This is a genomic window from Phytopseudomonas straminea, from assembly GCF_900112645.1.
Classification (GTDB): Bacteria; Pseudomonadota; Gammaproteobacteria; order Pseudomonadales; family Pseudomonadaceae; genus Aquipseudomonas; species Aquipseudomonas straminea.
In genome coordinates, this window is record NZ_FOMO01000002.1 from 427,612 (window position 1) to 446,477 (window position 18,866).

At 63.8% G+C, this 18,866-nt stretch carries 23 protein-coding genes; 4 read left to right on the plus strand and 19 right to left on the minus strand.

The window, feature by feature from the left end:
- Positions 1-13: 13 nt before the first annotated feature.
- The 11 genes from flgL to flgB are packed head-to-tail and all read right to left on the minus strand — an operon-like array spanning position 14 to position 9,302.
- Positions 14-925: a flagellar hook-associated protein FlgL gene (gene flgL, locus BM279_RS06175; RefSeq protein ID WP_093501956.1), complete on the minus strand. Its 912-nt coding sequence runs from the start codon at positions 923-925 to the stop codon at positions 14-16.
- 23 nt (positions 926-948) lie between these two features.
- Positions 949-2,313 (minus strand): flagellar hook-associated protein FlgK, encoded by a 1,365-nt coding sequence (flgK, locus tag BM279_RS06180; RefSeq protein WP_093501958.1) that lies wholly within the window; start codon positions 2,311-2,313, stop codon positions 949-951.
- Complete coding sequence (locus BM279_RS06185) at positions 2,310-3,290, minus strand: lytic transglycosylase domain-containing protein (RefSeq protein WP_093501960.1); 981 nt, start codon at positions 3,288-3,290, stop codon at positions 2,310-2,312. Before BM279_RS06185 ends, flgK begins: the two co-directional genes overlap by 4 nt.
- Before the next feature lie 3 nt (positions 3,291-3,293).
- Positions 3,294-4,397, minus strand: coding sequence for a flagellar basal body P-ring protein FlgI (locus BM279_RS06190; RefSeq protein WP_093501962.1), 1,104 nt, complete (start codon positions 4,395-4,397; stop codon positions 3,294-3,296).
- A gap of 11 nt (positions 4,398-4,408) precedes the next feature.
- Positions 4,409-5,074 carry a flagellar basal body L-ring protein FlgH gene (gene flgH / locus BM279_RS06195; RefSeq protein WP_093501964.1) on the minus strand — a complete coding sequence of 222 codons (666 nt, stop codon included), beginning with the start codon at positions 5,072-5,074 and terminating at the stop codon, positions 4,409-4,411.
- A gap of 2 nt (positions 5,075-5,076) precedes the next feature.
- Entirely contained in the window at positions 5,077-5,862 is a 786-nt protein-coding gene (gene flgG / locus BM279_RS06200; RefSeq protein ID WP_013792107.1) for a flagellar basal-body rod protein FlgG, read from the minus strand.
- A gap of 12 nt (positions 5,863-5,874) precedes the next feature.
- Positions 5,875-6,609, minus strand: coding sequence for a flagellar basal body rod protein FlgF (locus BM279_RS06205; protein ID WP_013792108.1), 735 nt, complete (start codon positions 6,607-6,609; stop codon positions 5,875-5,877).
- Between the two features lie 9 nt (positions 6,610-6,618).
- On the minus strand, positions 6,619-7,806 hold the full coding sequence (flgE, locus tag BM279_RS06210; RefSeq protein ID WP_093501966.1) for a flagellar hook protein FlgE: 1,188 nt from the start codon (positions 7,804-7,806) through the stop codon (positions 6,619-6,621).
- 25 nt (positions 7,807-7,831) lie between these two features.
- A complete protein-coding gene (locus tag BM279_RS06215) occupies positions 7,832-8,509 on the minus strand; it encodes a flagellar hook capping FlgD N-terminal domain-containing protein (RefSeq protein ID WP_093501968.1) in 678 nt (225 codons plus the stop codon).
- A complete protein-coding gene (gene flgC / locus BM279_RS06220; RefSeq protein WP_093501970.1) occupies positions 8,509-8,937 on the minus strand; it encodes a flagellar basal body rod protein FlgC in 429 nt (142 codons plus the stop codon). Before flgC ends, BM279_RS06215 begins: the two co-directional genes overlap by 1 nt.
- Positions 8,938-8,939: 2 nt before the next feature.
- On the minus strand, positions 8,940-9,302 hold the full coding sequence (gene flgB, locus BM279_RS06225) for a flagellar basal body rod protein FlgB (protein WP_093501972.1): 363 nt from the start codon (positions 9,300-9,302) through the stop codon (positions 8,940-8,942).
- An 88-nt stretch (positions 9,303-9,390) separates the two neighbouring features.
- Here flgB and flgA point away from each other — a divergent pair, with 88 nt between their 5' ends.
- From flgA to BM279_RS06245, 4 genes are all read left to right on the plus strand, one after another.
- On the plus strand, positions 9,391-10,200 hold the full coding sequence (flgA, locus tag BM279_RS06230) for a flagellar basal body P-ring formation chaperone FlgA (RefSeq protein ID WP_093501975.1): 810 nt from the start codon (positions 9,391-9,393) through the stop codon (positions 10,198-10,200).
- Between the two features lie 135 nt (positions 10,201-10,335).
- Positions 10,336-11,178: a lateral flagellin LafA gene (gene lafA / locus BM279_RS06235; protein ID WP_093501977.1), complete on the plus strand. Its 843-nt coding sequence runs from the start codon at positions 10,336-10,338 to the stop codon at positions 11,176-11,178.
- Positions 11,179-11,419: 241 nt separating this feature from the next.
- Positions 11,420-12,232, plus strand: a complete 813-nt coding sequence (locus tag BM279_RS06240; RefSeq protein ID WP_093501980.1) for a winged helix-turn-helix domain-containing protein — start codon at positions 11,420-11,422, stop codon at positions 12,230-12,232.
- Positions 12,229-12,654 carry a hypothetical protein gene (locus BM279_RS06245; protein ID WP_093501982.1) on the plus strand — a complete coding sequence of 142 codons (426 nt, stop codon included), beginning with the start codon at positions 12,229-12,231 and terminating at the stop codon, positions 12,652-12,654. The genes BM279_RS06240 and BM279_RS06245 overlap by 4 nt, the downstream gene beginning before the upstream one ends.
- Positions 12,655-12,658: 4 nt before the next feature.
- Here the strand turns inward: BM279_RS06245 and BM279_RS06250 are convergent, their stop codons facing one another.
- The 8 genes from BM279_RS06250 to fliD form a co-directional block, all read right to left on the minus strand.
- Positions 12,659-13,609 carry a flagellar motor protein MotB gene (locus tag BM279_RS06250; RefSeq protein WP_093501984.1) on the minus strand — a complete coding sequence of 317 codons (951 nt, stop codon included), beginning with the start codon at positions 13,607-13,609 and terminating at the stop codon, positions 12,659-12,661.
- Positions 13,606-14,478, minus strand: coding sequence for a flagellar motor stator protein MotA (motA, locus tag BM279_RS06255; protein ID WP_093501986.1), 873 nt, complete (start codon positions 14,476-14,478; stop codon positions 13,606-13,608). The genes BM279_RS06250 and motA overlap by 4 nt, the downstream gene beginning before the upstream one ends.
- Before the next feature lie 4 nt (positions 14,479-14,482).
- Complete coding sequence (locus BM279_RS06260; RefSeq protein WP_093501988.1) at positions 14,483-15,214, minus strand: FliA/WhiG family RNA polymerase sigma factor; 732 nt, start codon at positions 15,212-15,214, stop codon at positions 14,483-14,485.
- An 8-nt stretch (positions 15,215-15,222) separates the two neighbouring features.
- Positions 15,223-15,693, minus strand: coding sequence for a flagellar basal body-associated FliL family protein (locus tag BM279_RS06265; RefSeq protein WP_306109831.1), 471 nt, complete (start codon positions 15,691-15,693; stop codon positions 15,223-15,225).
- 61 nt (positions 15,694-15,754) lie between these two features.
- The gene (locus BM279_RS06270; protein ID WP_167363103.1) at positions 15,755-16,837 is read right to left on the minus strand and encodes a flagellar hook-length control protein FliK; all 1,083 of its coding nucleotides are present in this window, start codon (positions 16,835-16,837) and stop codon (positions 15,755-15,757) included.
- Entirely contained in the window at positions 16,837-17,163 is a 327-nt protein-coding gene (locus BM279_RS06275) for a hypothetical protein (protein ID WP_093501994.1), read from the minus strand. The genes BM279_RS06270 and BM279_RS06275 overlap by 1 nt, the downstream gene beginning before the upstream one ends.
- The gene (gene fliS, locus BM279_RS06280; RefSeq protein ID WP_093501996.1) at positions 17,147-17,545 is read right to left on the minus strand and encodes a flagellar export chaperone FliS; all 399 of its coding nucleotides are present in this window, start codon (positions 17,543-17,545) and stop codon (positions 17,147-17,149) included. The genes BM279_RS06275 and fliS overlap by 17 nt, the downstream gene beginning before the upstream one ends.
- Positions 17,545-18,864 carry a flagellar filament capping protein FliD gene (gene fliD, locus BM279_RS06285; protein ID WP_093501998.1) on the minus strand — a complete coding sequence of 440 codons (1,320 nt, stop codon included), beginning with the start codon at positions 18,862-18,864 and terminating at the stop codon, positions 17,545-17,547. The genes fliS and fliD overlap by 1 nt, the downstream gene beginning before the upstream one ends.
- Positions 18,865-18,866: the final 2 nt, after the last annotated feature.

An 18,866-nucleotide genomic window follows, 5' to 3' on the forward strand; every position in this document is an offset into this window, starting at 1 on the left:
GCTTTGTCGCTCCTCAGAGCAGATTGAACAGCGACAGCTCGCTTATCTTCAGATAGGTCTTCTGCGTCGACTGAACGGCCAGCAGGTAGTCGTTGAAGCGGATGTTGGCGCTGGCGTAATCGAGACGCGACAACTCGCCCTCGACACGCTGGTTGACCAGGGAAACGTCTTCGTTGCTGTCGTTTAGCAGGGTCAGTGCGTTCTGCCGGCCGCCCAGGTCGGTGACCGAGGCCATCACCCGGCTGTGAGCCGAGTCCAGGGTATCCAGGGTGGAGGTGATCAACTGGCGTACTTGCGGGTCGGTGCTGTCGAGCGCCGGGTCCTGCAGGGTGGTCACCAGCTCGCGCATCTGGTTGAGCAGGTCGACCGAGCCGCCAAATACGTCGGCGGCAGTGACGTTCTCGGCCACCATTACGCCATTGGCAACCAGCACCTGGCGCTGCTTGTCATTGCCGCCAAGCTGGTAGCCGGTGGCCTCGTCGTAACTGATCGCCGGTTGTTCGCTCAGGGTGCCGGAAAACAGATAGCGCCCCTCTTCATCACGTACGTTGGCAAAACTCAAAATCGACGACTCGATGATCTTCAGCTCGCCGGCGATCGCACCGAGATCCTCTGAGGCGTTGGCACCGTTGGCAGCCCACAGCAGGCGATCACGGGCACTGAGCAGGGTGTCGGAGATCGACTTCAGGTTGGTTTCCTGCATCGACAGGCTGCTGCTCAACGCGCCGATGTTGGTCTGGAACTGCTCCAGGCTCGCCTCCGAACGCTGGATGCGCAGCAGCCTCACACTGGCGATGGGATCGTCGGAGGGCAGCTGCAGACGTTGGTTGGTCGCCATTTGCTGCATCAGCTTGGCCAGCTCGACGGAGTTCTGATTCATCGACCCCTGCATGGTGGCAGTGATCTGGGCATTGGTGATGCGCATGCGAGAAGGCTCCATGGCCGCGGTCAGAAGGCCGCGAGCAACTCGTCGAAAATCTGATTGGCGGTGCTGATGACTTTCATGTTGGCCTGGTAGGCCTGTTGGTAGTCCATCAGGGCGATCGCTTCTTCATCGCGGTTCACGGCGCTGACGCTGTCGCGCCGTGCTTTGGCCTGGGTGGTGACCCCGGTGGCGGTATTCAGGTCGCTCTGGTTCTGCCGGCTGGCACTGGCCACCTGGCCAAGCAGCGTGGCGTAGGCATCGTTGAGGGTCAGGGTGTTGCCGGCAACGACCACGCCCTGGTCCTTCAGGGCGACCAGCTTGAGCAGGTTTTCATTGTTGCCCTTCTCGTCAGCAGCGGAGGACAACGCCAGCTCGCCGGGCGCCAACGGGTTCAGCACCAGCATGGCGCTGCTGTCGGCCTGGAAGGTAAACAACGGCTTACCCGCAGTACCGTTCAGGTCGAAGCCACCGGCCAGGGTCGCATTGACCAGCCCGGCCAGCGCCGAGGCCATGTCCTGCAGCGCGGTCTGCTGCGGGCGCAGCACGCCATACTCCGCTTCGTGCAGGCCACCAAGGGCGCCGCCCAGGCTGTCCTCACGCAGCGCGAAGTCGGTGTCGGCGAAGCGCAGCGCCATCGATTGGGTACCGTCGGCCTCGCGGGTCACACTCAGGCTCGCGGCGCGGTTGCCGGCTACCAGCGGCTGACCGTTGGTGAGCGACACCTCCAGTGCCCCCTTCGCATCCTCATGGATACGCAGCGCAGCATGCTGCGCGAGCTGCTGCACCAGCACGTCACGCTGGTCACGCAGAGCATTGGTGTCGCCGCCACTGGCCTGGGTTTCGACGATGCTGCGATTGAGCTCGGCGATGTTACCGCTCAACCCGTTGACCTCCTGCGCCATGGTCGAACGCTGCGCCTGCAGGCCATCGAGCTGAGCCTGCAAGTTGCCGCCCAGGCCGTTGAAACGCTGCGCCAGGTTGCCCGCCTCGCTGATGATCTGCTGGCGCAGGGCGATGGAATCCGGGGTCGCCGACGCACCACTGAGCGCAGCGAACAGCTGGTCCAGGCCGATGCTGATGCTCGAGCCGTCGGATGCCATAAGTTGCTCCACTGCGGTGAAGTACTGCTGTGCACCCTGATGGAACTGCTGCACGCTGGTGGCGCGCCACAGCTGCTGGTTGTCGAAATCGTTGGACAGACGGCGGATCGAACTGACCTGCACGCCGCCGCCAGCACGCAGCGCGCTGCTGCCGGCCAGCGACGAGAATTGCGTGTCCAGGCGGCTGAAGCCGGCGGTCTGGCTGTTGGCGATGTTCTGAGCGGTGGTATTGAGGGCCACCTTGGCGGCGTTGACGCCGCTGTAACCAATCTGGTTGAGGATGCTCAAGGCTGCGACTCCTGACGCTCGGTGCGAATCGGTTGAGCGAATGCCAGCGACAGCCCCCGGTGTCCGTGGCTCGCGGCAGCACTGCGCTGCTGCTCTTGCAAGGCGACCGATGAGGGCGGTGAATTAAGCGGCGCCGCCGAGGAAAGCGGAACCGCTGCGCCAACTGCCCCCGCGCCGAGGATCCGCCGCGTATAGGTACGGGTTTCCTCGAACGGGATGCGCTGGATCCACTCGCCGGTACTCAGGCCGCCCTGACGCGGATCGCCATTACTCTTGAGCCACTCGTCCACCTTGCCCGGCCCGGCGTTGTAGGCGGCCAGCGCCAACGCCTGATGGCCGTCGTAACGCTCCAGCATCTGCTGCAGATAGGCGCTGCCCAGGCGCTGGTTGTAGTCGGCATCCTGGGTCAGCCGGCTCTCGTCATAGGGCACGCCGAGGCGCGCGGCCATTTCCTTGGCGGTATCGGGCATCAGCTGCATGAGGCCGCGCGCGCCCTTGGGAGACACGGCATCGACGCGGCCGCCCGACTCCTGGGCGATGACTTTATCGACCAGCTGCGAAAAGGCCTTCGAGCCCTGGCTGACCAGACTGTCGACCTGCCCCCAGGTACGCTGCAGCGCGATGGCGAAGCCGCCACCGCCGACCGGCCCGGGCGCCGGCCCACGGCCATCCGCAGTAACACGCTGGTCGGCGCCGCCGGAGAGTTGCTTGACCAGCAGCTCGGCAATACCACCCTGGCGCTGTTGCGACAGGCCATCAGCCAGTGCCTGGTCGTGCAGGTCACGCAAGGTATCCAGATCGCGGCTGCGCGTCAGGCTGCCTTCGCTCAGCACGTCACCGGCCTTGCGCATCTGCTTGAGCAGCTGCTGCAGAAACAGCGCTTCAAACTGCTCGGCGGCCACTTCCAGCTGTGAGCGAACCACGGGTTGCTCGCCAGCGCGGCTGGCCGGGCGTGAGTTAAGTGAAATGACGTTCATGGCTTAGATCACGATCAGTTCGGCGTTCAGGGCACCGGCCTGCTCCAGGGCCTGGAGGATGCTCATCACATCATCCGGGGTGGCGCCGAGGCTGTTGACGGTATCGATGATGCTTTCCAGGCTGGAGCCTTCCGGCCAGCGGAACATCGGGTTGGCTTCCTGGGCGACTTCCACGTCAGATTGCGGCGTGACCACGGTCTGCCCTTGCGAGAAAGGTGCCGGCTGGCTGACCTGAGGATTTTCCCGGATGGTCACCCGCAAATTGCCATGGGAGACCGCCGCGGCCTTGACCCGCACGCCCTGCCCGACCACCACGGTGCCGGTGCGACTGTTGAACACCACACGCGGGCGCACGCGCCCCTGTTCGACCTCCACGGCTTCGAGCAGCGCCATGAAACTGGTGCGCTGGCTCGGCGTCTGCGGCGCCCTGACACTGACTCGAGTGCCGTCCAGGGCGCTGGCCAGGCCCGGCCCGAAGGTCGCCTCCAAGGCACGGACGATATGGGTGGCCGTCTGGAAGCTCGGCTGGCGAAGGTTGAGCATGATGTCCGGGCGGGTGATGAAATCGCTGCCGATCATTTTCTCGATGGTCGCACCATTGGCGATGCGCCCGCTGTTGGCACTGTTGATGGCGATGCTCGAACCGCTCTGCCCTTCGGCCTTGAGGCCGCCGACCACCAGGGCACCCTGGGCCAGTGCATAGGTCTCGCCGTCCACACCGAGCAGCGGGGTGAGCAGCAATTGCCCGCCGCGCAGGCTCTTGGCATCGCCCAGGGATGACACAGTGATGTCGACCGTTTGCCCCGGGCCGTAGGAAGGCGGCACTTCGGCGGTGACGGTCACCGCGGCGACGTTCTTCAGCTTGGGGTCGACGTTCTCCGGCAGGTTGACGCCGAACTGCTTGATCATGTTGGCGACCGACTGGCTGGTGAAGCGCACTTGGCTCTTGTCGCCGGTGCCGTCCAGGCCTACCACCAGTCCGTAGCCAATCAGTTGGTTGCCGCGAATCCCTTCGACATCGACCAGATCCAGCAACGGTACGGCCTGCACCAGCGGCGCGAGGCCGAGCAGCGCGACGGCGCACAGGCGAATAAGCGGGGCACGCATGGCAGCTCCTGTCACAGCGGGAAAATCGGATGGGTGAAGAAGCGCGTCAGCCAGCCCGCCGAATTGCTGTCGTTGAGCACGCCGCGACCGGCGTAGGAGATCTGCGCGTTGGCGACGTTCTGGGAGGAAATCTGGTTGAAGCGGTTGATATCACCGACCCGCACCAGGCCGGTGAGGCGAATGAACTCTTCGCCCTGATTGAGCCTGAGGCCCTTTTCACCGCGAACCAGCAGGGTGCCGTTGGGCAGTACCCGATGCACAGTCACCGCGATGGAGCCGCGCAGCGAGTTCTGCTGCGAGCTCTGCGCCGAGCCATTGAAGGTACGGTTGGCCGCGGCGCTGCTTTCCAGGCGTTCGTAGTTGTTACCCAACACCCGCGGTATACCGATATTCACGCCCGCCTGCTTGCCGAACTGCGTGCCGGCGCTCTTGCTCGACTGGGTACTTTCCTGCAGCACCACAGTGAGGATGTCACCGACACGCAGGGCACGTTGATCCTGCAGCAGCGAGCCACCATAGCCATTGCGATACAGGCCGCCAGCCACCGTGGGCGGCAGGCTGTAGTCCAGCTCGGGCGGCTGATAGGCGGCGGAATCCTCCTCGGGCAGCATTTCCTTGAAGCTGGCGCAGCCGGCCAGACACAGCACGGCGAGCAGCGAGAACAGGCGAAGGCTCATGGTCAGACGGTCTGGTTGAGGAACTGCTGCATGCCGGACGCGGCGTCCAGCACCTTGGCGTTGGCCTCGTAGGCACGCTGGATGGCGATCATGTTGACCATCGCCTCGACCACCTGCACGTTGGAGCCCTCCAGCACGCCCTGCTTGAGGCCACCCAGGCCTTCCTCGCCCGGTACGCCCTCCTGGGGCTCGCCACTGGAAACGGTCTCGCGGTACAGGTTGCCGCCCAGGGCTTCCAGGCCCGCCGGGTTGGCGAAGTTGACCAGGTTGATCTGGCCCAGCTCGGACGGCAGCGAATCACCGGCCAGCACCGCCGTGACGATGCCGTCGCTGCCCACCGTGAAGCGGCTGGCGCCAGCCGGTACTTCGATGTTCGGTGTCAACGGCAAGCCCTGAGCATTGACCATCACCCCTTCGGCGTTGAGCTGGAACTGGCCGTTCTCGGTGTAATAAATGTCGCCGTTAGGCGCTTCGACCTGGAAGAAGCCGGCGCCGACGATGGCCAGATCCATTGGCTGGTTGGTGGTCTGCATGCTGCCTTCGGTGAATACCTTCTGGGTGCCGACCACCCGCACGCCGCTACCGAGCTGGATGCCGGACGGCACGGTATTGACCTGATCGGCCTGGGCACCGGGCTGCAGATCGATGGAATAGAACAGATCCTCGAAGACCACTCGATCGGCCTTGAAGCCGACGGTGTTGACGTTGGCCAGGTTGTTGGCCACCGCCGACAAGGCAGTGTCCTGGGCCGTAAGGCCGGTCTTGCTCACCCACAATGCAGAACTCATTTCACGCTCCTGTTAACCCTGGCCACGAATCAGCCGGTTGCCCGCCTCGGACAGATTTTCGGCAGCCTTCATCATCTTCACCTGGGTCTCGAACAGACGCCCCAGACTCATGCTCGCCACCAGTTGCTCGATGGACGACACGTTGCTCGACTCCAGAAAGCCGGACACCAGGCGCACGCCTTCGTCCGCCTCTGCCTGTACGCCATCGGCGCGGATCAGCAGGCCGCTTTCGTCCTTGCGTAGCGCGTCGGCGGGTTCGTTGACCAGCTTGATGCGCCCCACTTCGGCGGTGACGAAGTCGCCGCGCGGCACCACCGAGACGATGCCGTCACGACCGATGTTGAGGCTGTCGTATTCGGGCAGCACGATCGGCCCGCCCTCGCCCACCACCGGTCGGCCATGCAGGGTCAGGCGCATCTCGGCGTCGACCACCAGATTGCCGTTGCGGGTGTAGAGCTCGCGCCCTTCGCCATCCTGCACGGCGATCAGGCCGGGGCCCTGGATGGCGAAATCCAGCTCGCGGCCGGTTGCCATCATCTGGCCCTGGCTCAGGTCCACGCCGTTGTCGCGCACCCTCGCCAGGTGCCGGCTGGCATAGCCGTAGCCATCCACGCTGGAGGCCTCGGCCTGTTCCAGGTCGGCGCGAAAGCCGCTGGTGTTGACGTTGGCCAGGTTGTTGGCACGCACTTGCAGCGAGGTCATCGTGCGGCTGGCCGCGGTCATCGCGGTGTATCCCAAACGATCCATGGATCAGCCTCAGATTGCGTTGAACAACACCTGGGTGAGTTCCTTGTTGGTGGTCAGTACCTTGCTGTTGGCCTGGTAGTTGCGCTGGCCTTCCATCAGGTTGACCAGTTGCTGGGTCAGGTCGACGTTGGAACCTTCCAGCGTACTGGCCGCCAGGGCGCCGAACGAGCCGACACCGGGAACCCCGAGCAGCGCCTGGCCGGAATCGGCGGTCTCGCTCCAGGCCGTACCGGTTTCGTTGCGCAGGCCCTGGGCGTTGGCGAAATTGGCCAGTACCACCTGGCCCTGCAGCATGCGCTGGCCGTTGCTGTAGTTGGCGTAGATCATGCCGTTCTTCTCGACCGCCATGCCGATCTGCTCGCCCGCCGTATAACCGTTGGCGACGTTGGTGGTGACCACGAACGGCGAGCCGAACTGGCTGGTGCCGGTGTAATCGAGAGCGATGCTGATCGCGTCGGCGCCCGGCACGTTGGCCGTCAGGGTGGTCGGCGCGGTAGGCGCGGTCAGCGCGCCTGCGGTCGAAAAATTCAGGGTGGTCGGCGTGCCGACGGCCGTACCGTCCAGGTAGTAATGACTCTGCCAGGCGTTCTCGGCGGTCTTGACGAAGTACTGGGTGAAGGTGTGTTCACGTCCCAGGGAGTCGTACACCCGGGAGGTGTAGGTGGAATTGAAGCTGTTGCTGTCGGCCGGGTCGAAGACGGCGACCGTCGGCACGGCATCGTTGGCATTGAGGTTGGTGACGAAGTCCAGGCTATCGCTGGCCCTGGCCGGCAGGTTGGCGCTGCTCAGCTGGAGGTCGCCGACCGCACCGACCTGCAGATTGCCGGCGGCGTCGACGCCATAGCCCTGCACGCGTGCACCACTGGGGGTGGTGACGAAGTTGTCCTTGTCCGGCCCGAATACCCCGGCTCGTGTGTACTGCACCTCGCCACTGGCGCTGCGCACGGTGAAGAAACCGTCGCCGGCGATAGCCAGATCGAGGCTCGAACCGGTGCCGACCAGGGCGCCACGCTGGCTGATGCTCTGGGTGGTGGCCAGGACCTCCACGCCCATCATCTGGCTCTCCGCGTAGACGCTGCCGAACTCGGTGCGCGACGACTTGAAGCCTGTGGTGCCGACGTTGGAAATGTTGTGACTGATGGTGTTGAGCTGCTCGTTGACCGCGTTCAGGCCACTCAGGGCGATGTTGAAACTCATGGAATACCTCTGCGTGAAAGACGGATCAGAACAGGTCCGCGGTGCGGGACTGGCCGAACTCGGTCAGGGTGTAGAACGGCACCGATCCGACGCCGTCGATATCCAACATCGGGCCGCTGTCACCGACCCGTACCCGCGTGACCACACCGGCGACCTCGACGGTGGGCACCTCGCCACTGGCAGTGACCACCGCCACCTTGAAAGAACCGGGGCGCAGACCGAGCGCCGCCGGGTCGATGGTGAACGGCACCTCCCCCGGCACCTGGCTGCCCAGCTCCACACGGGTGACCACGCCATTGCTGTCGGTAAGTTCCAGCTGGGTCTTGGCCGAGGCGTGTTCGAGGTTGAACGAGCCCTTCACGGGTTCGCCGTCGAGGCTCAGCGACTCGACCGCCACCTTCACTTCCTGATTGACCAGCCCGGCGGCGGTCAGGGTCTGCAGGTTGTCCAGCAGCACCAGGTTGCTCTGGCTCATGGCCGCCATGTTTTCCAGGCTCTTGACCTGGGACATGGCCGAAAACTGGTTGAGGAACTCGGTGTTATCCACCGGGCTGGTGGGATCCTGGTTCTGGATCTGCGCCACCATCAGCGAGATGAAGGTGTTTTCCATCTTCGCCGCGTCGCTGAGGTTGACCGCGCCCTTGATCTGATCGGAGGAATCGGAGCCGTTAGCCGACAGGCTCGTGCCGGTGACCACGGCCATCAGTTTTCACCCAGCCGCAGCAGGCCCTGCTGCATGCTCTTGACCCGGTTGAGCACCTCCACGCCTGTTTCGAAGCTGCGGGTAGCGGACATCATGTCGGTCATTTCCTCGATCTGGTTGATGTTGGCGTAGTAAACGTAGCCCTGACCGTTGGCCAGCGGATTGCCAGGCTCGTAACGGCGTACCGGCTCACGACCAGACGGCACCACATCGAGCACCTGTACATGGGCGCCGCCCATGCCGGCACTGCGGGTCAGCTGGCCGTTCTCGTAAATGGCGGCGAATACCGGCTTGCGCGCCTGGTACACGTCAGCTGGGTCGGCTGCGGCCGACTCGGCATTGGCCAGGTTGCTGGCCACGGTATTGAGGCGCACGGTCTGTGCGTTCATGGCGGTGCCGGCAATGCGGTAGAGAGAATCGAACGACATGCTCAGCGGCCCTCGATGGCTTGCTTGAGGCCCTGGAACTTCATGCTCAGGAACGTCAGGCTGGTCTGGAAATCCATGGCATTGCGCGAGAACTCGGCCTGCTCCACCGCCAGCTCGACCGTGTTGCCGTCCAGCGAAGGCTGCATGGGCAAGCGGTACTGCAAGCCGGCATCGGTACTGCGGCCCAGCGCCGAAAAGGCCGAACCTTCGAGCTGCCTCATCTCGCTGGCGAAATCGATGTCACGGGCCTGGAACCCTGGCGTATCCTCGTTGGCCAGGTTGGCCGAGAGGATTTCGCTGCGCTGCATGCGCAGCTCGAGGGCACGCACATGTACCCCCAGGCTTTCCTCGATCCGTATACTCATCGCACGCTCCCCCCACATCCATCGCTGTTGCGGGTACGAGAGCAGAAATCGTGCCCACTCGATAAATTTAAGCAAGCTACTGATTTAAATGGATTTTTCAGAAAAGCCAGACACTCGGACAACAGCCACGCTTCCGCTTTTACAGGAAGCCCTGGCCGCAGGCGGAAACCTCGCTTCCGCCACGACGGCCGTTGCCGCCGCGCTGCTGGCGGTCGCGCTGAGCTATTCGAATGGGGCGTTTGCCGATTCCGGGCAGCAGATCGACGCACGTATTCGCGCCTACCTCGCCAGCCAGCTCGATGAATATGCCGAGCAGCAGGGCTGGCAGAACCCGCAGATCACCTACAAGCGCACTGTGCTGGGCACCAGCCTTACGCTGCCCAGCTGCGCCTCGGCACTGCAGCTCGAGCGCCTCGACGAAGGCCGGGGCCTGCTCGAACGCCAGCGTCTGCAGGTGGCCTGCCCGGGCGATGGCGGCTGGCAACAGGTCAGCCTGGTGACGCCCAGCGTACTGCTGCCGGTGCTGGTCGCCACCGCCGTGACGGATCGCGGCGCGCCACTGGCGGCCGAGCAGTTTCAGCTGCAGGAACAGGACGTCGCCAGGCTGCCGCGCGGTTACTATCAGGATGCCGATGAGGTCGCTGGGCAGATCGCCAAGCGGCGCATCAGGGCGGGCCAGGTGCTGACCCCCAATCTGGTTGCCCCGGCCTTGCTGGTCACGCGCGGGCAGACCGTGACCATGATCGCGCGCCAGGGCGATATCCAGGCCAGCACCGCGGGCACCGCCCTCGAAGACGGACAGATGGGTCAGCTGATCCGCGTGCGCAATCAGGCTAGCGACACGGTGATCCGCGCCAGGGTCAAGGCCAAGGGCGTGGTGACGACGCAGCGCCAGTGAGCCGCAAAAGCAGTGTTCGATATCTGGCGCCATTTTTTTGCAGAAAACATTTAAGTCCCTGACAGCAGCTGTCGCCTTCACCGGTTAGCAGGCGCAAAGCCAGCTCCCAACCAACCGTCAGAAGGACGATTCGAAATGGCTCTGTCGATCCACACCAACTACGCATCCCTGGTCACCCAGTCGAACCTGAACAAGACCAACGGCAACCTGTCCACCGCGCAACAGCGCCTGGGTACCGGCTACCGCGTCAACAGCGCCGCCGACGACGCCGCTGGCCTGCAGATCGCCACCCGCCTGAATGCCCAGTCCCGCGGCATGGACGTTGCCTCGCGCAACACCGGCGATGCCATCTCCCTGCTGCAAACCGCTGAAGGCGCCTTCACCGAAATCACCGACATCACCCAGCGTCTGAAAGACCTGGCCACTCAAGCGGCGAGTGATACCAACAGCGCAGACGACCGTACCGCACTGCAGGGCGAGTTCGACGCACTGGCCCTGGAGATCGAGAACATCTTCCAGAACACCACCTACGCTGGCGAAAAACTGTTCGACACCGGCGGCAAACTGCAGGCAGGTCCGGTCAACTTCCAGATTGGCGCCACTGCTGACGAGACATTGGCCTTTGACGCCTCGACCAAGGTCGACGGCATGGCAACCCTGATCACCGATATCAAAGCCCTGACCTTGGACGACGCAGCCAACGCTGGCGCGGCCATCACTGCCCTGGCAGATGGCCTGGACGATATCGGCGCTCTGCGTGCCGACTTCGGTGCCAACATCAACCGGCTGAACCACACGTCCAACAACCTGGCCAACATGAAGGACAACACCGATGTTGCCCGCGGCCGCATCATGGACGCCGACTTCGCTTCCGAAAGCGCCAGCATGACCAAGAACAGCATGCTGATGCAGTCCGGTATTTCGATGCTGCGCCAATCCGGCCAGATGCCGAGCATGGTCATGTCCCTGCTGGGCTGATCCAGCCGCAGCGACAAGCCCTTCGACGCCCCCGCCCTCGTGCGGGGGCGTTTTCGTTTGCGTGACAAAACCGGTCGTGCACACCGCTGAAGTGATCGGGTCGGCAATTTTCAGCCCTCCATACTCGACAAAATGTCACAGCAGTCATGCTAAAAAAGTTGCAGTGACGGTTTTACAACGCCAATATGCCGCCACAAATGGATGCTATACCTCCTGAAATGGAAAAAGTTCACGTTCGCCTATGACGCTTTCCTCTTCCCTTGAAATCGACCTGGACGGCCCCTGCTTCCGATTGCAGATCGGTGGCGCGGGTGGCGAAGCGTTGTTTCAGCCGGCGCGCTACCTGCTGATATTGCTCAATGGCGAGCAACAAAAGCGTGTGGAACTCGGCTATTCGGGTAGTCGCTTGCTGGAGCGCCTGCTGCAGACGCCTGGCGAAGTGATCGCCAGGGAGGATTTGCTTCAATACGCCTGGGCGGATCGTGTAGTCGGACAGGGCAGCCTGAACCAGCAGATCTACACCCTGCGCCAACTGCTGGGCGATGAACAGAAACGCGACATCATCCAAACCCTTCCGCGCCGGGGGTACCTGCTCAACCCCAGCACCGTGCTGGAAACCCTGCAGCCTGCAGCCACTGCGGCACCAGCGCTGCAAGCGGCGCCAACTGCGCAAGTGATCACGAAAAAACGCCCTGGATTTCAGTTGCGCTGGCCGGCCGCCTTGATGGCCGCCGGCACATTGCTGCTGTGCAGCAAGCTGGCCAGCGACAAGGAAACCGACTTGCAGTTGTATGCCACGCTGGGCCAGTTGAGCATTCTCTACGTCGCTCAGAACCCGCGACAGCTTGCCCAGCTGCAGCATCTGGCGCAGCCCGCGGTCAGTGGCCTGGCCGAGCTAAGCGAGCAGCCGCGCGTGGTCACGGTCACCGGCATCGGAGAATTCGTGCAGGTGCTATGCCGCAACCCGGACAGCCGACAAACCCACTGGCTGGAAATCCATCAATCACGGCTCAGTGCAGTGCCGGAACAACACCTGCGAAGCTGCCTGATATGACGCGTGGAAAAAAGATTCTGTTATTCACCGGCACCCTGGCGTTGGCCCTGGTCACCCTGTCTCCCTGGTCGGCGGAAAGCTGCCTGCAGGGCCGCTACAGCAGCCAGGGCACCCTGCTGCTCGCTGATGGCAGCAGCACCCAGGTCACCCATGCGATGCAATTCAGCGACCAGCGCTTCTATGGGCTCAGCCGCCAGCAAGGCCTGATCGTGGAATTCAATGGCCGGGTTGAAAAGCACCAGAAGGGGCACTACCAACTGGTGGTTGAAAAGGGCAACGCCACGGAGCTGGATGCCAGCGCCGACGACTACAGCCTATTCACCCACCTGTTCACACGTCGCAAGGGCTCAGTGATCAACCTGACCGCCATCAACGACTGCCTGTACGCCACCGAAACCAGCCAGGTCTATTGTCGCGACTAGCGGCTCACAGCGCCTTGGCGTCAGGCTGCGCATCACCGTTGCCGAGCAATTGCGCCCCCTGCTCGCTAACCCGGGCACGTAGCGCCGTGCTGTCGAACAACTGCCGATACAGCGCCTCGGCCTGATCGGTCAGCAGGAGGATTTCCACCCGGCGATTGGCACCGTCCTCCGGCTGATCCGGCCGAATGGGCATACCGTCGGCATGGGCCGTGACCTGCAGTACGCGCGCCACCGCAATGCCTTTCTCGACCATCACCCGGCGCGCCTGCAGCGCACGGTCACCGGAGAGATTCCAGTTGTCGTAGCCGGTAATACTGCGAAAAGCAGTCGAGTCGGTATGTCCGCTGATGATCAGCTTGTTGTCGGCACCGGCCAGCACTGCTGACAAGCCACCCAGCAACGCCAGAAAATGCGGATCGATCTTGGCGCTGCCACGGGCGAACATGAAGCGTTGCGCATCATCCTTGAGAACGATGCGCAGCCCCTGAGGCACGATTTCCACCTCCAGGTTGGCTTCGGCATCGAGTTGCTGCTTGATCTGTTCCAGCAGGGTGGCCAGCGACTGCATATCGCTGGCGCTGCCGTAATGCCGCACGGGCTGCGCCTCGCCAGCTTCGCCTGCCTGCCCCTGGCCACTGGCGTACTCGTCCGAAGGTCGCTCGGGCTGCGGCCGAGGTACCGATACGCCGTCGAACTCCAGCGGCGTTCGGCTGGTGCCCTCGAAGACCCCGGCGCCCCCGTCGACCAGCGGGTTGGTGAGCATGTCGCCCTGGGATGGGCTGGTCATTTCATTACGCGGGTTGACGATCCACAGCACCATGAACAGCGCCATCATTGCCATGGTGAAATCGGCGAAAGCCACCTTCCAGGCGCCGCCGTGGCCTTCTTCATGGCCCTTGCGCGAACGCCGCTTGATGATGATCTCATGGCCCTGAGCGGCCCCACGCTTGCTCATGCGGCGTCCCTTTGATCCTCGAACTGGTTGACCCAGATCTCCAGCTGCTTGAACGCCGGCTTGACGTCCTGCTCGATCAACTTGCGGCCGGCGTCCACCGCCAGCAGCGTCGGCTTGCCGGCCACGTGGGCGACCAGTGTGGTACGTACGCACTCGAGCGCCGACAGCTCGGTCTTGATGCGCTGCGACATGGCATGGGACAGCGGCTCCATCAGGCAATAGCACATGAAGATGCCCAGGAAGGTACCGACCAGCGCCGCCGCCACGTGGGCACCCACTTCGGCCACCGAACCACCGATGCTGCCCATGGTGATGATGATGCCCAGGATTGCGGCCAGGATGCCGAAGCCCGGCATCGCTTCACCAATCTTCTGCAGCGAGCGCGACGGCTGCAGCAGCGCATGCTCCATGGCCTCGAGTTCCTGCTCGAGAAAGCCTTCCAGCTCGTGGGCGCTGATCTTGCCCATGGCCATCAGCCGGAAGTTGTCGGCGATGAAGGCCATCAGATTGTTTTCTTCGAGAATCAGCGGGTAGCGGGTGAACAGCTCGCTCTGCTCAGGCTCCTCGATATGCTCGTCCAGCGCCTTCAGGCCACCCTCCTCGACCGTTTCCAGCAGTTCGTAGAGCAGCATCAGCAATTGCCGCTGAAACTCCTCGCCGCGGCGCTTGAGGACGAACACGCCCTTGATCTGGCTGCACATTTCCAGCAGCACTTCCTTGGGGTTGGCCACCACCAGACTGCCCAGGCCGGCGCCGAGAATGATGACCACCTCGGCCGGTTGCCAGAGCATGGCGATGTCACCATGGGCCATGGTGTAGCCGCCCAGCACGCAGCCGATGATGATCAGCGAGCCCAGGATCTTCTGCATCGTTTCAGTTCTCCGTGAGAAAGCGGCAAGCCTTGGCGATCGCCTGCTTGCTCAGTTGACAGACCCGGGCGTCGCTCACTTCGAGCACCAGGGCGATTTCCTTGAGACTCAGCTCGTGCAGGTAATACAGGGTCAGCACCAGGCGCTCGCGCTCATCCAGGCGCGCCAGGGCCTGGGTCAGCAGGCGCTCGCGCAGCACCTGATCCTCGGCGCTGCGGCTGCTGCCGGCCAGGCTTTCCTGACCGTCCTGCAGCAGGCTGTCGAGGCTCTCGATGGCTTCGCTGGTTTGCGCCATCAGGTGATCCTGATAGCCCTGGGCGTCCAGGCCGGTAGCGGCCAGGATCTCGCTCTCCTGGGGCTCGCGGCCCAGCTTGCGGGTCAGCTCGCGAATGCCGTCGCGCACCCGATGCGACTGTTGCCGCACGGTACGTGGGCGCCAGTCGAGGCGACGCAGCTCATCGAGGATCGCGCCACGGATGCGCAAGCTGGCGAAACGTGCGAACTGCTCATCCGGCTCGCCATAGCGGCGCAGGCTGTCGAGCAGGCCTAGCAAACCGATCTGTTCCATGTCTTCACGATCGAGCACCTGGCTAGCCTGCAGCTCCAGTTGGCGTACCACCCGCTTGACCAGCGGCAGGTAGCGCAGCAGCCACTGCTGTTCGGCTGCTGCCGACAGCGGTACGAACGCGACCGGTGCCTCGGCGTAGTGGTGGTCCTGGGCAGGCTGAGCGCTCATGGGCCGGCCTACTGCACGATCAGCTTGCTGACCAGCAGATTGCTGAACGGCACGCTGATATTGCGCGCCGCCAGGTCTTCACGCAGCACGTTTTCAAGTTTCGTCTGCAGGTCGCTGACGGGCAGTTCGCGCAGGGCATCGAACGACAGCGCGGAAAGATGAGACACCACCGAATTGCGCACCATGGGCTCCAGGCTCTCGAGCTGCACCTTTTCGGTTTCCTTGCCAGCCTGCAGCGCCAGGTCGAGCACGAAGTAATGCTCGCGCGCGGTACCGCGCACACTGACGATGATCTTGTCGATGGGGAAGAACTGGTACTCGGACGCCGCCACTTCGGCCACCGTGGGCGCTTCGGCTGCCTCCCCAGCCGGCGCACTGGCCGCTTGCACGCCCGCGCGCAGCATCCAGTAGTTGGCGCCCACGCCGCCCAGGGTGATGAGCAGGTTGAGGACCAGAATGATCAGCATCAGGCGCGGCATCGTCATGTTCGATAAATCTCAGTTCACGAAATTGCGGAAAAATGGGTAGGCACTGGCTGACCTATACGGTGATCAGCACATCGCTGCGCGAGCCCCTGGCTTCTGCGCCCTGGTCTTCGTCCAGTTGCGCGGCCTTGCTTGGTGATTCATTTACCCAGGCGGACGGCGCCTGCCGGCCTCGGCGGTCGTGCTGGGCATCGCCGCCGACCTGTACGCTGACATCGACGAACGTCTGCCCGACCAAGTCCTGGCGCAATCGCTCGCTGGTCTGCTGCAGCAGGCGAACCACGTCCGCCTGGCCGGCCTGGATCTGCACCTGCAGGCGCCCGGCCTCATGGCTCAGCTGGATTTCCACACGCCCCAGCTCGGCGGGATCGAGGCGAATGGTGGCCTGCTGCAGGCCGTTGCGAAATTGCAGTTCGACGCTGTCACGCAGGGCACCGATCATGCGCTCGCCCCACTGCGCCTGCGGCACCTGGGCCAGGCTCAAGGTGCGTTCGGCAGGCGATGCGCTGGCCGTTGCCGCTGCAACCGGTGCAGCGGCGACGGGCACCGGGCCCAGCCCGACCACGACCGGCGCCAGCGCGGCGCGAGCAGGCTCGACAGGGGCGAGCTCGGTTTTGTGCTGCAAGGCTGCAACGCTGATTTCGTCCACTGGCGCAGCGCGTCTGAACGCGGCTTGTGCGTCCGCCTGAGGATCGGGCTGAGGCACGTCCCCCTGACGCAGGCCCTTGTCCTCGACGCTTACGCCACCTCGCAACGAGGCCGCGCCAGGCGGCGTAGTGACCATCGGCGGCACGGGCGCATTGCCGTCGCCAATGCGCGGTACTTCACGGACCTGCAACTGGGCCTCCAGCTGACCGAACATGCTGGCGAGCCACTGCTCGGCTTCGCTACCGGGATCTGCGGCTGCATCCGGCGAAGCTGGCACCTCGGGCTCTGGCGCCTGCATGGCATCCTCTGCCAGCGGCCAGGCGTCGAGCACCGACGGTGCAAGCACCTGTTCGGCATCGATCACGAAGCTCGCGCTGCCGGGCTGCACCATCGCTTGCGCATCACCGCTCGACAACTCGGCGGCTGCCAGCGGCGCATCACTGGGTGTGGACGCTGTCGCGCTCGGCAGGCCGGAAAGCACCGGGTTCATCACACACCCTCTCCCCACAGTTGACTCTGCTGATAGGCGCTGCGCCCTTCGGCGCGCTCCAGGTAATCGCGCAAGCGGCTGCGCAGCCGCTCGCATTCCGCAGCACAGCGCTGGCGGGCCTGGCCGTGCAGCACCTGCAGGCGCAGACGCGCCTCGGCATGCCGGGCATCACAGGGGCAGCTATCGGCAGCGCCCAGGTAAGCGGCGATGTCGCGGTCGACGTCAGCCACCGCCGGCCAGTCTTCACGCATCAGCACATCGGCCAGGGCGTCATACAGCGCACGCAGACGCAGCACCTGGTCGCAGGTTTCAGCCGCGCTTGGCATTCACGCCCTCCCAGCCTTCGCGCAGCACGCCGAGCAATCCGGTGACTTCGTCCAGCCCCTCGAGCGACAGCGTCACGCTGACGTCGGAGATGCGGTAGATGCAGTAGTCGTAGAGCCGTGCCAGGCCCTGCACCACGTCGCCGCCATTGTCATGATCGAGGGCGCCGTTGAGGCCGTTGAGGATCTGCAGGCATTTTTCCAGAGACTGCCCCTTCTGCTGGAAACGCCGCGCCTGAATATGCCCGCGTGCGCGTGCCAGCTCATCGAGCAAGCCGTCGAACAATTGCAGCACCAGCTCGTAGGGCGATGCCGAAGCCGCACGGGCGTGCAGGTCAACGGCGCGGTAACTGTCGTAACTGTCGTCGAAGGAGTAGTAGCTCATCAGAACATTCCGCCGGTCTGCTCCATGCTGATCTGGATCTGCATGAGGTTGGTGTACTGCTTCAGGTAGCGGTTGTAGTACTGCTCGTACTGGCGATCGATATCGTCGAACTGTTTCTCGACCCGCTTGATGGCGGTGCCCAGATTGTCCTTGCGTGCCTTGAGCAGGCCATTGCCGCTGTTGGTGTAAAGCGCCACGGTCTTGTCGAGGCTGTCGATCAGACTGTCCTTGCCGGTGAACAGCTTCTCGAAGGCCTCAGGCTCGGCAGCCAGCGCCTTCTGAAAGCGCGCGGCGTCCAGGGTCAACTTGCCGTCTCGGTCGGCGCTGACGCCAAAGTCGATCAGGCTCTTGCCGTCGAAACTGGTGCGGATCAGTTGGCTCAGCGAGTTGTCGATGGTACGTACCGTGGAATCACCGGCCAGTGCACCGCGCTGCCCTGACTCGCCGCCGCTGCCGGTCAGGCCGTCGATGACCCCGGCCAGGGCGTTGTAGGCATCGATAAAGGTCTTGAGCTTGGCCTGGGTCGCCTCGTCATCACGCTCTACGGTGAAGGTCAGCGGCTGCTCGCCGCTGGCATGCACCTGGTTGAACGTGATGTTCACGCCTTCCATGAGGTTCTCGAAGGTATTGCTGGCGTTCTGCAGCAGCATCCCGCCTTCACCGCCCAGGCGCACCCGGGCATCGCGGGCAGCCGAAAGCTCCTGGCGGTTGTCGGCGGCAGTGGCCAGGGCGGCGTTGCCGCTGACTGCCACGGAAATCGCCTGGGCCTCACCGCTCTTTTCGCTGTTGAGCACCAGCGTCACTTCGCCGTTGCTGCGTACCAGGGTGCTCTTAACTCCGGTGTTATCGCTCGCGGAATTGATCGCCGCGGAAAGCTCGGCCAGCGACAGGGTGCCGTCGCCGCTCTTGTCCGCAGCGCTCAGGTCGACCGTGAACGACTTGTCACCCTGCCCCAGGGTCAGTGAGCCGCCCGCCGCCACGTCACCGTCGCGCAGCTGACCGAAGGCCAGTTGATGGCTGCTGGCCAACTGCTCGACAAAAAACTGATAGGTGCCCGCAGCGGCCTTGCCGTCCAGGGTGGCCGTGGCCTGCTCGGGCTTGCTGAAGGTGCCGCTGTTGATCAGCATGCTGGCCTTGTTGGACTTTAGCCCGTACACCGCCGACTTGAAGGTCTTGAGCGCCGAATCCAGGGATGTCAGCGAAGACAACTGGGCGTTGTAGTTGGTCTTGTTGCGCTGCGCCCGGCGCTCCGTTCCCTGGACCTCGTAGGTCGCCAGTTGCGTCGCCATCTGCTGTACGTAAGCTGAGTCTATGGCCATGT

What these genes read in the sequence shown, in the direction of transcription:
- flgG (WP_013792107.1), bottom strand. Translation starts at nt 5,862, where the DNA reads ATGAGTTCTGCATTGTGGGTGAGCAAGACCGGCCTTACGGCCCAGGAC.
- flgB (WP_093501972.1), bottom strand. Translation starts at nt 9,302, where the DNA reads ATGAGTATACGGATCGAGGAAAGCCTGGGGGTACATGTGCGTGCCCTC.
- BM279_RS06275 (WP_093501994.1), bottom strand. Translation starts at nt 17,163, where the DNA reads ATGCCAAGCGCGGCTGAAACCTGCGACCAGGTGCTGCGTCTGCGTGCG.
- flgC (WP_093501970.1), bottom strand. Translation starts at nt 8,937, where the DNA reads ATGTCGTTCGATTCTCTCTACCGCATTGCCGGCACCGCCATGAACGCA.
- flgL (WP_093501956.1), bottom strand. Translation starts at nt 925, where the DNA reads ATGCGCATCACCAATGCCCAGATCACTGCCACCATGCAGGGGTCGATG.
- flgA (WP_093501975.1), top strand. Translation starts at nt 9,391, where the DNA reads ATGGATTTTTCAGAAAAGCCAGACACTCGGACAACAGCCACGCTTCCG.
- BM279_RS06265 (WP_306109831.1), bottom strand. Translation starts at nt 15,693, where the DNA reads ATGCCGCGCCTGATGCTGATCATTCTGGTCCTCAACCTGCTCATCACC.
- lafA (WP_093501977.1), top strand. Translation starts at nt 10,336, where the DNA reads ATGGCTCTGTCGATCCACACCAACTACGCATCCCTGGTCACCCAGTCG.
- BM279_RS06185 (WP_093501960.1), bottom strand. Translation starts at nt 3,290, where the DNA reads ATGAACGTCATTTCACTTAACTCACGCCCGGCCAGCCGCGCTGGCGAG.
- BM279_RS06190 (WP_093501962.1), bottom strand. Translation starts at nt 4,397, where the DNA reads ATGCGTGCCCCGCTTATTCGCCTGTGCGCCGTCGCGCTGCTCGGCCTC.
- flgH (WP_093501964.1), bottom strand. Translation starts at nt 5,074, where the DNA reads ATGAGCCTTCGCCTGTTCTCGCTGCTCGCCGTGCTGTGTCTGGCCGGC.
- BM279_RS06240 (WP_093501980.1), top strand. Translation starts at nt 11,420, where the DNA reads ATGACGCTTTCCTCTTCCCTTGAAATCGACCTGGACGGCCCCTGCTTC.
- motA (WP_093501986.1), bottom strand. Translation starts at nt 14,478, where the DNA reads ATGCAGAAGATCCTGGGCTCGCTGATCATCATCGGCTGCGTGCTGGGC.
- BM279_RS06205 (WP_013792108.1), bottom strand. Translation starts at nt 6,609, where the DNA reads ATGGATCGTTTGGGATACACCGCGATGACCGCGGCCAGCCGCACGATG.
- fliS (WP_093501996.1), bottom strand. Translation starts at nt 17,545, where the DNA reads ATGAGCTACTACTCCTTCGACGACAGTTACGACAGTTACCGCGCCGTT.
- BM279_RS06270 (WP_167363103.1), bottom strand. Translation starts at nt 16,837, where the DNA reads ATGAACCCGGTGCTTTCCGGCCTGCCGAGCGCGACAGCGTCCACACCC.
- fliD (WP_093501998.1), bottom strand. Translation starts at nt 18,864, where the DNA reads ATGGCCATAGACTCAGCTTACGTACAGCAGATGGCGACGCAACTGGCG.
- BM279_RS06245 (WP_093501982.1), top strand. Translation starts at nt 12,229, where the DNA reads ATGACGCGTGGAAAAAAGATTCTGTTATTCACCGGCACCCTGGCGTTG.
- BM279_RS06250 (WP_093501984.1), bottom strand. Translation starts at nt 13,609, where the DNA reads ATGAGCAAGCGTGGGGCCGCTCAGGGCCATGAGATCATCATCAAGCGG.
- flgE (WP_093501966.1), bottom strand. Translation starts at nt 7,806, where the DNA reads ATGAGTTTCAACATCGCCCTGAGTGGCCTGAACGCGGTCAACGAGCAG.
- BM279_RS06215 (WP_093501968.1), bottom strand. Translation starts at nt 8,509, where the DNA reads ATGGCCGTGGTCACCGGCACGAGCCTGTCGGCTAACGGCTCCGATTCC.
- BM279_RS06260 (WP_093501988.1), bottom strand. Translation starts at nt 15,214, where the DNA reads ATGAGCGCTCAGCCTGCCCAGGACCACCACTACGCCGAGGCACCGGTC.